The following is a 14,235-nucleotide window of genomic DNA, read 5'->3' on the forward strand; positions in this document are numbered from 1 at the left end:
TATCAATTAGAGTTATAAACAAAGGTTAAAATTCGCAGGATATTATATATTTGTGCATATGAAAAAATACATCATAGAATTAATTAGTCAAAACATACCAAGGTCTTTAGTACTTCTTATAGATCTTACCATTGTAGCGGTTAATTTTATACTTTCTTACTTTATTTTAAACGAATTTTCTGTTGAGTTTGACTTAATGGAACCATTTGTACAACTACCTTATGTAATTACCACAGCATTGATTAGTTTTTTGGTGATGGGGTCTTACAAAGGAGTTATAAGACACACTGGTCTTAGAGATACCATAAGTATTTATTCAAGCGTATCTTTGCTAACAGTTATTTTGTTGATCATGAATTACATCAATACCAAAGATGGAATTTTTCAGCAATACTTACTTTCTTTATCTAACATTGTGGTCCTTTTTCTATTAAACGTTATTGCTTTAATTACAAGTAGGTACTTGTTTAAGTTTGTGTACAAAGGTATTGTTAAAAAAACGTTAGAAAGTTCAAATGTTATTGTTTATGGAGCAGGAGAAATGGGGACTATTGTATATTCTACCTTGCAAAAAAGTAACGAGAAAAGTAGCAAAGTAAAGTGTTTTGTAGATGATGATCCTAAAAAACAAGGAAACAAAATAGATAGAATTAATATTGTTTCTTTAGATCATATTGATGAAGATTTTATTGCAACAAATGAAATTAAAGAAGTAATTATTGCCATTAAGGAAATATCTCAATCAAGATTGTTAGAAATTTCAGATAAATTTTTAAATTTTTCGGTAAAAATCAAAATGGTACCACCAGTTTCTAAATGGGTTGGAGGAGACTTAAGGCTGAATCAAATTAAAGAAATTAATATAGAAGATTTATTAAATAGAACACCAATAAAATTAGACAATCCTAAAATACTTAATGATGTTAGTGGAAAAGTAGTTATGGTTACGGGAGCTGCAGGTTCTATAGGTTCAGAAATTGTAAGACAACTTTCTTTGTACAATTGTGCTAAAATTGTATTAATAGATCAGGCAGAATCTTGTTTGTATGACTTAGAACAAGATTTGTTAAGGAAAAAAAGAAAAGGAATTGTAGGTTATGTAACAGATGTTAGAGACTTTCCAATGATGGATTATATTTTTAACGAACATAAACCAAACATTGTATTCCATGCTGCAGCCTATAAACACGTGCCTTTAATGGAAGCTAATCCTTATGAAGCTGTTAAGGTAAACGTGATAGGAACCAAAAATGTAGCAGACTTATCTTGTTTATATAAGGCCGAAAAATTTGTTATGGTTTCTACAGACAAGGCAGTAAACCCAACCAATGTAATGGGGGCTACCAAAAGAGTGGCAGAACTATACATAAGTTCTAAAAATTGTAAAGACAACTGCACCAAGTTTATAACTACAAGGTTTGGAAACGTATTGGGTTCTAACGGATCTGTAATTCCTTTGTTTAAAAAACAAATAGCTGATGGAGGTCCTATTACCTTAACACACCCCGAAATTACAAGATATTTTATGACCATACCAGAAGCTTGCCAATTGGTGATTGAAGCGGGTTGTATGGGAACAGGAGGAGAAATCTTTATTTTTGATATGGGGAAATCTGTGAAAATATTTGATTTGGCCAAAAGAATGATCAAATTATCAGGACTTTCCTATCCTGAAGATATTGATATAAAAATAACAGGACTAAGACCTGGGGAAAAATTGTACGAAGAATTGTTAAACGATGGAGAGAATTCGATACCAACACACCATCATAAGATAATGATTCACAAAACAGAAACATTTAATATAGAAGAGAAAATAGAGAAAATTAATGAATTGATTAAGTTAAATAACCCCGCGAACTGTTTGTTAATAGTTCAAAAAATAAAAGAAGTAGTCCCTGAATTTATATCCAATAATTCTATATTTGAAAACTTAGATAGAAAGTAACAATGAGAAATAAAAAACTGAAATACTTACTAGTCACAATTGTAGCTATCGTTATGGCTTCTTGTGCCTCAAGAAAAGATATTATATATCTGCAAGAGCTACAAAACACTGAAAATGTAGTGCTAGAGGTAGAAAAATTTCAAGCTCCAACATTCAAAACCGATGATAGATTAACAATTAATATATCATCTATCAATCCAGAAGCAGCAAGACCTTTTAACTTATATATTACATCATTTAATACTAGTGGTTTAAATGCAAGTGGACAACAACAACAGCAGTCTTACTTAGTAGATGCAAATGGAGAGATTAGTTTTCCACAATTAGGAAAATTAAAAGTTGAAGGAAAAACAAGAATTGAACTAGAGTATTTTTTAGAAGAAAAATTAAGGCCTTTTTTACCCGATGTAAAAGCGAATGTACAATTGGTGAATTTTAGAATTTCGATATTAGGTGAAGTTAATAAACCTGGAGAATATATTATTAACAGAGAAAAAATATCAGTGTTACAAGCATTAGGTTTGGCAGGAGATTTAACCATACATGGTAAAAGAGATGATATAAAATTAATAAGAGAGCAAAATGGGAAATTAGTGTCTTATAATATAGACTTAAGAGATAATGAAATATTAAATTCGCCTTATTTTTATTTAAAACAAAATGACGTATTGTATATTTCTCCCAACAAACCAAGAGTCAACGCTTCAGCAAGTTCACCAACGGCTTCCTATATCATATCAGCAACAGGATTGTTAATTACAATTATTTCAATTTTAACAAGGTAAATAGATCATGGAAAAAAATATAAATAACGAGTTTATAAAAGATAACGATTCTATAAATATAAGAGCTGAGGTTGAAAAATATTTAGTTCATTGGAAGTGGTTCTTTTTATCTGTATGTATATGTGTAGGAATTGCAGTTTTTTACGCTAAAACAAAAGTCAATATTTTTCAGACAACAGCAAGTGTTTTGGTAAAAGAAGAAGGTGGAGCAGCTTCTGAACTTCAAGTTTTTCAAGATTTAGCTTCTTTAGGAGGAGGAGTTCAAAACAATGTAACTGATGAGGTTGAAATATTGAAATCTAGAACATTGACAAAAGCTTATGTGAAAAAACTAGATTTAAATTTTAAAATATATCAGCAACAAGGATTAAAAAACACTGAGTTATTTGCAAACAGACCCATAAAGCTACAAGTATTATCTGATAAAGAAGAATTTTATCAATTAGATACTCTAGTAGATTTTAATATACTAAGTGATAAGGAGTATGAGTACCAGATAGAAGGTGAAGAGGAATTTAAAAAGATTAAGTTTGGAAAAAAGATTAAGATAGCAAACTGTGAGTTATTATTGACACCTAGCTTCAATACATATAATAAAGAAAACAATAATACATATACATTACAATTCAACAAAATAGAAAATGTAATTGAGTCTTTTAAAAAAGAAGTTTCAGTTACAGCGATGGAAGATGCAAATATTATTAATATTAATTTTCAATATCCAGTAAAGGAAAAGGCTGAATTGTTGCTGAATACAATGATTGATTTGTACAATCAAATGTCTGTAGAAGATAAAAATTTGGTAGGTACTAAAACAGATGAATTTATTACAAAACGTTTAGAAGTGATAAAAGAAGAGTTAGATGAAATAGATAAAATGGAAGAAGTCTATAAATCTGACAAGCAACTTACAGATATAGAAGTACAATCAAAAGTATTTGTAGATGCAAAGTCTGAAAATGAACTAGAAGTGTTTAAAAAAGAGACTGAGTTGAGAATGGTTAAGTTTATGTTAGAAGATCTTGAAAAATCTAGAGATGATTTTCAGTTATTACCAACTAACATAGGTGTTCAAGATAATTTGTCTCTTAATGCATCTGTAGCAAAGTATAATGAATTGTTGCTAGAAAGAAATAGATTGTTAAGAAACTCCTCTGTAGCAAATCCAATTGTACAAAATCTAAATGCTGAATTGCAAAATTCAAAAATAAATATTAAAGAATCTTTACAAAACGTAAAAAAACAATTAGAAATAACAATAAACTCCTTAAACTCCGTAGAGCAAAAATACGAGGCAAGAATTTCTAATTTGCCTAAGCAAGCAAGAGAATACCGTTCTATTTTAAGAAGACAAGCTATTATAGCTGAGTTGTATTCTTATTTGTTACAGAAAAAAGAAGAGAATGAAATTTCAATGGCAGTTACTTTATCAAATGCAAAAGTTATTGACAGAGCTTATAGTTCTGTAAATCCTGTAGCACCTAAAAAAATGATAATAGCGTTAGTAGGGTTAATATTAGGACTAATTATTCCTTTTGCAGTTATTTACATTAGAGATTTGTTAGATACCAAATTCCATACAAAAAGTGATTTGAAAGGAATTGTAACATTACCTTTATTAGGTGATATTCCTTTTGACAATACCGAAGAAAAGGTAGTTATTAAGAAAGGGAGTAGAACTAGTACAGCAGAAGCTTTTAGATTGCTTAGAACCAATTTGGATTTTATGATGACTAAAGTGGAAGATACATCTAAATCTATTTTTGTAACATCTACTATTTCAGGAGAAGGAAAAACGTTTGTGTCTGTAAACGTAGCTGCATCTTTATCTTTAACAGGTAAAAAAGTATTGTTAATGGGTATGGATTTAAGAGCTCCTAAAATAACACAGTATTTAGGGTTGCCAAATAGAAATGGAGTTACCAATTATTTAATAGATAGCAATGCTAATTTAGATGATATGGTTGAGCCATTGGCTGGTTTTGAAAACTTACATTTATTGAGTTCTGGAATAGTACCTCCAAACCCAGCAGAATTGTTATTGAGCCCTAAAATTGCAGAAATGTTTGCAGAGTTAAAAGGCAAGTACGATTATATTGTTGTAGATACAGCTCCTGTTAATTTAGTAACAGATACATTGATGCTAAGTAAGCATGCAGATATGTTTTTATATGTATCTAGAGCAAATTATTTGGATAAGCGTATGCTAGAGGTTCCAGAAAGATTGTATCAAGAAAAACGTTTGCCTAATATGGCTATTTTAATCAATGGATTAGATCATAGTAGAGGATATGGGTACGGATATGGTGGATATGGATATCCTAGTGAAGACAATAATAAAAATTTCTTTCAAAAAATATTCAAATAAATAAAGCTAAAAACCTCATTTTCAATGAGGTTTTTTTTAGCTCTAAAAAAAGATAATTTTTTTGAATAAAAATGTTTGCAATATTGTAAAAAGAGACTATATTTGCACCCGCAACGCCGATATAGCTCAGCTGGCTAGAGCAGCTGATTTGTAATCAGCAGGTCGTAGGTTCGAGTCCTATTATCGGCTCAAAAGAGACAACATTTGTTGTCTCTTTTTTTTGTTTCTATTTTAAGAAGTTTCTAATTCCATAACTAGCCAATACACCTTCTCCGGTAGCAGCAGCAACTTGTGCGATAGCTCCTTCTCTACAATCTCCAGCAGCAAAAATTCCTTTTACAGAAGTTTCTGCTAAATTTTTAGTAGTTATAAAACCTTGATCGTTTAAGTTTACCAAACCTTTAAAGTTTTTAGTATTTGGAATTAAGCCAATAAAAATAAAAGCTCCATCGGCTGTAATTTCTTTTTCCTCTAGAGTTTCATTGTTTTTAACAATTAATCCTTTGAATAAGTCTTTGTTGTTTTTGGTAAAAGATATAGGTGTGTGGTTTGAGTAAACTTCTATATTATCAATACTGTCTAGTTTTTCTACATAAGTCTTAGAGGCTTTAAAGGTTGCAGATCTATTAATAATTTTAACAGTTTTACAAAAACCAGCTAAAAAAATACCTTCTTCTAGAGCCGAGTTTCCTCCTCCTATAACAATAACTTCTTTGTCTCTGTAAAAAGCCCCATCGCAAGTAGCACAAAAATGAACACCAGAACCAATTAAATCACCTTCATTAGGAATTCCTAGTTTTCTATAAGTAGATCCGGTAGAAAGTACTACTGTTTTGCTTAAATAGGTTCCCATTAAAGTAGTTAGTTTAAATAGTTCTCCTTCTTTTTCAATTTTAGATACTTCTTCTCCTGTTTTAATTTCAGCTCCATAAGTTGTTGCTTGCTGTTCCATACGCTCCATTAGCTTGGGTCCCGATATTTCATGAAAACCAGGATAGTTTTCTATTTTTTCGGTTAAAAAAGCATTTCCTCCTATATTTTTCTTTTCTAAAATTAAGGTATTAAACCTGTCTCTTTGTGCATAAATAGCGGTGGTTAAACCTGCAGCTCCGCCTCCTATAATAATACTATCATAAACTTTGTGTTGTTGGCTACTATCTATGCTTAATAAATCTTTTAATGTAGCATTGTTTGGGTTGGTGTAGGGAGTTCCGTTTAGAATTAATGTAGGAATAATACGCTTTCCTTTGTTAATTGCTTCTACTTGGTCTGTAGCCCATTGATGTGCATCTACATCAATAAATTGATAGTTGATTTGATTGTTGTCTAAATAAGATTTAGCTCTTCTGCAATCTGGACACCAATCTGCACCAAATAAAATTAATTGCCCTTGTGGATTGATTCCTAATACGCTTGCTAAAACAGCGTTGTTTGGGTTGGTGTAGGGTTTGTTGTGAATAATAATGGTAGGAATGATTCGCTTTCCATTGTTTATCGCTTCAACTTTTTGTGTGGCTTCTTTGTCTAAATCCACATCAATAAATTGATAGTTGATGTTGTTAGTATCTAAATAAGATTTGGCTCTTTTGCAATCGGGGCACCAATCTGCACCGTATAATGTTATTGTGTTTTCCATGTTTGTGTTTGGGTTTGTAGTCGCAATTGCTAAAGAACTTGTACAAATTAGTTTGTTATACTGCTATACAGCAATGTTATCTATAATTTCATTAGCATCTTGTTTGGCTTTGTTGTTTTTCCAGTTCATCCATTTTTCTCCTAAGGTTTTTCTCATCAAATTTTCTACAGGTACCATTACAGAAAAATTGTAAAGTGCATGTGCTAAGTTTTTTGGATGTGTGGCCAAACTTCTTAAAGTCATAGAAAAACCTGGAGTAATATATTTCATGTAGTGCCAATATCCTTCTGGGATATAAAGCATATCACCATGTTCTAAATGTGCAATATATCCTTTGGCATTTTTTAAAGCGGGCCACTGTTTAAAGTCAGGGTTAGAAAAATCAATACCTCTATGAGCCATTAAGGAATTAGGAATTTTATATAGGTGTTTGGTTTGGTTTTGGTCAAACAGAATGCATTCTTTTTTTCCTTCAAAATGAAAATGAAAAATATTGGCTAAATCTATGTCATAGTGCATAAAGGTAAAAGAGTCGTAACCTCCAAAAAATAAGGTTGGAATGCTTTTTAAAAAAGTAACTCCCAAGTTAGGATACTTAAAATCGTTTTGTAAGTTGGGTACTTCTTTTAAAATATTCCACAAAAATATTCGATACTTGGTGGGTTTAGATTTTAACAAACGAATGTACTTGTCCATTCGCATATATGCATGCGGACTGTTAAATTTTGCTTTAGGATCCACGGGTCTATCATCGTACAAAGGAACTGATTTGTTACCAGCTACTTCTTTAATATATTCTAAATTCCATTTGTTATAAGCAGGCCATTCTTTAGAGAATTGTTTAACAATTACGGGTTTTTGCTTTTTGTAATAATTTTGAATAAAATCTTTTTTACTAATCTCTGTAACAACGTCTACTTTTTGTAAGTTTAACTCCATACCCATATCAATTTTAAATAAAAAATTACCTCATAAAGTTAAAATAACCAATTGAAATTTTCAAATAGGAGAGGTTGATTTTAGTCAATGGAGCTATATTTTTGAGGCACAGGTGCTTCTATAAAGAAGTTGTCTTGTTGGTGTTTAAATGTAAGTTTCCATGCATGCAAAAACAAACAGTCGGTACTGTAAGTAAGCGGGTTGTTTTTAAAATAATTAGGATCTTTGTAGCCTAGATCTCCTACAATAGGCAAACCAAGTTGTGCCAAATGCAAACGTATTTGGTTGGTTCTACCTGTGTGTGGAATAACTTCTAGTAGTGTTTGGTTTTGGTCTGCTCTTCGTTCTAAAACTTTAAATTCGGTATACGCATCTATACCATTTGTACAAGAAGCTCTTCCTCCTCCCGCAGTTTTACCTGTTCCAATTTTGGTACTGGTATTAAAATAATCATTGGTAGGAATTCCTTCTACCAAAGCTAAGTACGTTTTTTGAGTCTGTTTGTTTTCAAACTGAGCACCAATAGTGTTTACAATTTCTTTGTTTCTACCCAGAATAACAATCCCTGTGGTGTTGGCATCTAGTCTATGTATAATTTTAAAATCTTCTTCTGGAAAAGCAAGTTTTAAAATTTCGATAAGAGAGTTTTTGTTAAACCTTCCGCTAGGATGCATAGGAAGGGGAGCAGGTTTGTTAAGAATAATAATATCCTCATCGCTATAAAGCAATTCTATTTGGGTTGAAACGTTGGGTTCTGTTTTTGGTGCAGATGAATGTTCGGTAATATCTCCCCCTTTTACAATAGAATCAATTGTAGCAGGCTTACCGTTAATCAATAACGTTTGATTGTTAATTTTTTCTAGCCAAACCTCTTTTGTAGCACGTGGTACCAACTTTAAAAAAAAGTCTACAATATTTAAATCTTCATATTTTTTTTTAACGGGCAGTTTGTAATGAGTAGGCATAGGTGTACTACCAGGCAATGGATTTGTGACCTTTTGTATTTGCGCGTTAAAAATTTCTTTTTGAATAGACATAAGACTGCAAATATACTAGATACATTTTTTCGTTTATTTTTTTTAGTATGATTTATATCATATAAGCGGATAAAATTTAGACATAAATTTACTTTGACTAAAAGATCATCAACAAGAATAGGAATGTAAGCGTGTAGCAATCGTAAATTAATATGGAAAAAAATCAAAGTTTTTTACCCGAGAAAAAATCAAAATGGCGATCTATAGCTATTTTTTCAATTGCAATTGTTATTGGTTTGGGAGCTTTTATGGCTAAAGAATCGTCTATTGTTTCTTATATGTCAGATGATCCTAAAGCATGTGTCAATTGTCATGTAATGGTTCCAGTGTACAATGCTTGGATGCACAGCTCTCATAGAGAATGGGCTAGTTGTAACGATTGTCATGTGCCCCATAATAATGTGTTTAATAAATATTTTTTTAAAGCCAAAGACGGATTGTTTCATGCATCGGTTTTTACAGCACGTGCAGAACCCGAAGTAATGTTTATGAGACCAGCATCTGCTCATGTGGTCCAAAACAATTGTTTGCGTTGTCATGTGCAGCAAGTAACTCAAACCAAATACGATGGATTTATAGCAAGTCACGGAAAAAACAGAACGGATAGACAATGTTGGTCCTGTCATAAAGAAGTGCCACATGGTAAAATTCACGGAATTTCAACCGTAAAATACAACATAGCTCCTATTCCAACAGATACTCAAGAAACGGTTGTTCCTAAATGGTTGGAGGAGTCAATTCAAAAAGAATCATCAAACTAAGAAATCATAAACTAAAAACAATACAAATGAAAAACAAGGTACTATTTGCGCTTACGGCTGTGTTTGTGTTTTTGTTGGGGCTGTTGGCTTCAAGCATCATTAATAGAAAAAATGAAGCAAAATACAAATACCTACCCAAAGTAAAAATTCACGAAAACGAACCAAGAAATGAAGTTTGGGGAGAAAATTATCCTGCAGAATATCAATCCTATCTTCAAACAGCAGATACTTCATTTGCATCTTATCAAGGTGGTTCGGTTAAAAGAGACATGTTGGAAGAAGACCCTAGGTTGGTAGTACTTTGGGCAGGATATGGTTTTTCTAAAGATTACAATCAAGGAGGGGGACATATGAATGCAATTAAAGACATTCAGAACACTTTAAGAACAGGAGGGCCCAAAGGAGAAGGGGATGGACCTATGCCTGCAACTTGTTGGACATGTAAAAGTCCTGACGTGCCTCGTTTGATGAATGAAAAAGGAGTGGCAGAATTTTATAGTGGTAAATGGGCAGACAAAGGAGCAGAAGTTGTAAATCCTATTGGATGTGCAGATTGTCACGACCCTAAAACCATGAAGTTAACCATTACAAGACCTGCGTTAATAGAGGGGTTTAATGCAATGGGGAAAGATATTAACAAAGCTTCTCATCAAGAAATGAGGTCGTTGGTGTGTGCACAATGTCACGTAGAGTATTATTTTGATAAAAAGAAACCAGGTAGAGAAGGAGTTCCTTATTTAACCTTCCCTTGGAAAAACGGAATGACAGTAGAAGACATGGAAAAATATTACGATGATATTGAGTTTTCAGACTGGATTCATAAATTAAGTAAAACCCCAATGTTAAAAGCACAGCACCCAGGGTACGAAACTTATTTAACAGGTGTACATGCAGACAGGGGTGTTTCTTGTGCAGATTGTCATATGCCTTATAAAAGTGAAGGAGGACAAAAATACACAGATCATCACATTCAATCTCCTTTAAACAATGTGGCTAATTCATGTCAGGTTTGTCATAGAGAAGATAAGGACAAGTTGATTGCCAATGTTTATGAACGTCAGCAAAAATCTACTCAAAGCAGATTAAAGTTAGAAGACTTTTTGGTAAAAGCACATATAGAAGCTAAAAAAGCTTGGGACTTAGGAGCAACAGAGGCTCAAATGAAAGAGATTTTAATGGATATTCGTCATGCACAATGGAGATGGGATTATGCAGCTGCATCACATGGAGCATCTTTCCACTCACCTGTAGAGATTGCAAGAGTGATTAGTTCTGGGTTAGATGTGGTTCAAGAAGGTCGTGTAAAATTAGCAAGATTATTGGCAGAATTGGGGTATAACAAACCTGTAGAAATGCCAGATATTTCTTCTAAAGAAAAAGCACAAGCTTACATTGGTTTGGACATGAAAAAATTAAACTTAGAAAAAGAAGAGTTTAAAAAGACTTTATTACCTAAATGGTTAAAAGAAGCAAAGGAGCGTGAAGCTACTTATCCAGAAACAACGTTAGAATAAACTAAACTAAATCTATAATTCACGGTAAAGACACATGGGAATGCCTATTGTGTCTTTACTTATTTTAACAACAAACGCTATGAAAATTTTATATAGAATTTTTGCTTCCCCTGCCTTAGCGGTTTTATCATTAATTGCATTTGCAATTTCTATGGCTGTAGCCACTTTTGTAGAGAATGATTATGGAACAGCTACTGCTTGGGTATTGATATATGATGCCTGGTGGTTTGAAATGATTATGCTCTTAATGACGGTTAGTTTTGTGTTTAATATTTTTAAATACAAATTGCTTAGAAAAGAAAAATGGCCGGTGTTAATGTTTCATCTTGCGTTTGTGTTAATTATGGTGGGTGCTGCTGTTACTAGATATTATTCTTATGGAGGAGTGTTAAGAGTTAGAGAAGGGCAAACGTCTAACACGGTGTTGTCTGCTACTAATTTTGTAACGGTAAAACTACATCATAAGGGCAAAACAAAAGTGGTTCAAAAAAAAGCATCGTTTTCTCATGCCAAAAGCAATTCTTTTGAGTTGTCTACGGATGATAACAATACACCTGTAACGTTGGTTTATAAAGATTATATTCCTGATGCAACTTCTAAAATAGTGATTGACACTTTGGTGGGAAAACCCATATTAGAAGTAGTTGTTTCTGTAGGAGATGGAAGAAAAACCATTTTTTTAACGGATGGAGAAATTAGGGTTGTAGGAAAAGAAAATTATAAGATTGGTTTAAATACAGATGAACAGGATGCAGTTAATATTATAAACAAAGGAGATGGTTTTAAAATAAAAGCTCCTAACGGGTTGGATTATTTTATCATGGCTTCTCAAAATGCAGGAAAAATAAAACCCAATACTTGGGATGTAATGCATTTAAGCACCTTGTACAGATATCAGAACTTATCTTTGGTTCCATTGGCTTTTCATGCAAAAGGAAAAGTTGCTTTTGAATCGGGGACTGTAGAAGGTTCTAAAGAAAACGACAAAAACAAAGATGATGTATTGTTGTTAGAAGCAAGATCAGGAAATCAGATTGTAGAAGTTCCTTTAGTGTACAGAGAGGGTTTTGTGCCAGAAACACATAGTATTAATTTAAAAGGAACTCATATAGATGTAGCTTATGGATCTAGAGAAATTACGTTGCCTTTTTCTATTCGTTTGAATGATTTTCAATTAGATCGTTATCCGGGTTCTACAAGTCCTGCTGCTTATGCTAGTGAGGTTTCTGTGATAGATCGTGGAAAAGAAACTCCGTTTAGAATTTTTATGAACAATGTATTAGATTATAAAGGATATCGGTTTTTTCAGGCAAGTTATGATACTGATGAAAAAGGAACGGTGTTGTCTGTAAATCACGATGCTATTGGAACAAATTTAACCTACTTAGGATATTTGTTTATGGGAATTGGAATGTTTTTTACTTTGTTTGGAAAAGGAACTAGGTTTAGAACTATTTTAACTAAAATGAAAAAATTAGAAACGGTTAAAGTTGTTGCCATCTTGTTTACGTTGTTGTCATCTTTTTCTAACTATGCTCAAGCTAACACTACAGACAAAACAACTAGTGTAGTTGCTTTTGTAAAAATTTCTATGGATAATCATCATTCCAAAAAGTTTGAAAAATTATTGGTGCAAGATTTAGATGGTAGAGTAAAACCAATAGGAACCTTAGCATCGGAATTTCTAAGAAAAATATCAGGAAAAACGTATTACAAGTATAGAGAAGATGGAGTGATTAAAAAGTTAAATGCCAGCCAGGTGTTTTTGGCTTTGCAAATGGCATCCGAGGTTAGTCAGAACATTCCTATGATTAAAGTAGATGTTAAAAAAACGAAAGATGTTTTAAATAGTATTGAAATTTCTGAATTTAAAACAGTTGCTTTTAGAGATTTGTTGGCGAATGATGGAAGTTACCTATTGTCTAAATATGTAGAAGAAGCAAACCAGAAAAAGCCAGCAGAAAGATCGGAGTTTGATAAAGAAATTTTAAAAATTGATGAGCGATTTAATGTTTTGTACAATTTGTTTATAGGAACTTATTTAAGAATATTTCCTAATAAATTAGATACCAATGATACTTGGTTTAGTTACACACATCATTTTGAAGATTTTTCGAATGAAGATACTTTGTTTGTAAAAAGTGTCATCGCTAATTATTTTAAAAACCTATCTCTAAAAAGATGGGAAGAAGCTGAAAAAGATTTGTCTTACATCAGTACCTATCAAAAAGTGTTGGGTAAAGATATTATCCCCTCAGAAAAAAGAATAGAGGCTGAGTTGTTGTACAATAAGTTGAATTTGAACTTTTGGTTGTTTCAGGTCTTTTTTGTTTTTGGTTTTGTGTTGTTAATTTTTGCGGTCATCCGAGTTTTTACACATCATAAAACAATTCATTATTTATGGAATGGAATTGTAGCGCTTACTTGGTTAGGATTTATAGTGTTTGCTGCGAACATTATTTTACGCTGGTATGTGGCACAACATGCTCCTTGGAGTAACGGATACGAAATGTTGGTTTTTGTTGCCTGGGTATTGTTATTGTGTGGTTTAATCGTCCATAAAAAATCTGATTTTGCCTTACCGCTAGCAACTATATTTACAGGTGCTTTGTTGTTTGTGAGTTATTTGGATTGGATCAATCCAGAAATTACCAATTTAATGCCTGTGTTAAAATCCTACTGGTTAAAAGTACACGTAGCAACCATTGTAAGTAGTTATGCTCCGTTAGCATTGTCTGCTGTATTAGGAATGATGGCTTTAGTTTTAATGGTGGTTAGAAACTCTAAAAACAAAGCTAAAGTAAATGTAAAAATAAAAGAGCTGACTTATTTAAACGAGTTAGCCATGACCATTGGTTTGTTTGTGCTTTCTGTAGGAACATTTTTAGGTGGAGTTTGGGCAAATGAATCTTGGGGAAGATATTGGGCTTGGGATCCAAAAGAAACTTGGGCTTTGATAAGTATTATTGTATATGCGATAGTGTTGCACTTGAGGTTGATTCCCAAACTAAAAAGTGAATACGTTTTAAATATGGTAAGTATGTTTGCTTTTTGGTCTATTATTATGACCTCTTTTGGAGTGAATTATTATTTAACAGGTTTGCATAGTTATGCTTCTGGAGATCCTGTTCCTATTCCAAAATTTACCTATGTAATTATGGGAAGTATGATTTTTATTTCCGTTTTTGCTTACACAAGAAACAAACAATTTAAAAAGAATAAGTAATAAAAAAGCTCGAGAATTTTC

9 protein-coding genes and 1 tRNA gene are annotated in these 14,235 nt (G+C 32.3%); 7 read left to right on the forward strand and 3 right to left on the reverse strand.

Features of this window, described 5'->3' with window-relative positions; translation table 11 throughout:
- The first annotated feature begins 58 nt into the window (after positions 1-58).
- The 4 genes from ACY2IJ_RS11905 (at position 59) to ACY2IJ_RS11920 (ending at position 5,290) form a co-directional block, all read left to right on the forward strand.
- Positions 59-1,948, forward strand: a complete 1,890-nt coding sequence (locus ACY2IJ_RS11905) for a polysaccharide biosynthesis protein (RefSeq protein ID WP_476724586.1) — start codon at positions 59-61, stop codon at positions 1,946-1,948.
- Positions 1,949-2,001: 53 nt separating this feature from the next.
- Positions 2,002-2,733 (forward strand): polysaccharide biosynthesis/export family protein, encoded by a 732-nt coding sequence (locus tag ACY2IJ_RS11910; RefSeq protein ID WP_476724587.1) that lies wholly within the window; start codon positions 2,002-2,004, stop codon positions 2,731-2,733.
- A gap of 7 nt (positions 2,734-2,740) precedes the next feature.
- Positions 2,741-5,101 (forward strand): GumC family protein, encoded by a 2,361-nt coding sequence (locus ACY2IJ_RS11915; RefSeq protein ID WP_476724588.1) that lies wholly within the window; start codon positions 2,741-2,743, stop codon positions 5,099-5,101.
- Positions 5,102-5,216: 115 nt separating this feature from the next.
- Positions 5,217-5,290 (forward strand) — tRNA-Thr (locus tag ACY2IJ_RS11920).
- Between the two features lie 37 nt (positions 5,291-5,327).
- Here ACY2IJ_RS11920 and ACY2IJ_RS11925 read toward each other — a convergent pair.
- The 3 genes from ACY2IJ_RS11925 to ACY2IJ_RS11935 form a co-directional block, all read right to left on the reverse strand.
- The gene (locus ACY2IJ_RS11925; RefSeq protein ID WP_476724589.1) at positions 5,328-6,737 is read right to left on the reverse strand and encodes an FAD-dependent oxidoreductase; all 1,410 of its coding nucleotides are present in this window, start codon (positions 6,735-6,737) and stop codon (positions 5,328-5,330) included.
- A gap of 63 nt (positions 6,738-6,800) precedes the next feature.
- Complete coding sequence (locus ACY2IJ_RS11930; RefSeq protein WP_476724590.1) at positions 6,801-7,676, reverse strand: cupin-like domain-containing protein; 876 nt, start codon at positions 7,674-7,676, stop codon at positions 6,801-6,803.
- Positions 7,677-7,756: 80 nt separating this feature from the next.
- A complete protein-coding gene (locus ACY2IJ_RS11935) occupies positions 7,757-8,713 on the reverse strand; it encodes an RluA family pseudouridine synthase (protein ID WP_476724591.1) in 957 nt (318 codons plus the stop codon).
- 152 nt (positions 8,714-8,865) lie between these two features.
- On the opposite strand from ACY2IJ_RS11935, the gene nrfH reads away from it, so the two are divergent.
- From nrfH to ccsA, 3 genes are all read left to right on the forward strand, one after another.
- On the forward strand, positions 8,866-9,474 hold the full coding sequence (gene nrfH / locus ACY2IJ_RS11940) for a cytochrome c nitrite reductase small subunit (RefSeq protein ID WP_476724592.1): 609 nt from the start codon (positions 8,866-8,868) through the stop codon (positions 9,472-9,474).
- A gap of 20 nt (positions 9,475-9,494) precedes the next feature.
- Positions 9,495-10,988 carry an ammonia-forming cytochrome c nitrite reductase gene (nrfA, locus tag ACY2IJ_RS11945; RefSeq protein ID WP_476726561.1) on the forward strand — a complete coding sequence of 498 codons (1,494 nt, stop codon included), beginning with the start codon at positions 9,495-9,497 and terminating at the stop codon, positions 10,986-10,988.
- 79 nt (positions 10,989-11,067) lie between these two features.
- Positions 11,068-14,214 (forward strand): cytochrome c biogenesis protein CcsA, encoded by a 3,147-nt coding sequence (ccsA, locus tag ACY2IJ_RS11950; RefSeq protein WP_476724593.1) that lies wholly within the window; start codon positions 11,068-11,070, stop codon positions 14,212-14,214.
- Positions 14,215-14,235: the final 21 nt, after the last annotated feature.

The organism is Wenyingzhuangia gracilariae (genome assembly GCF_056387575.1).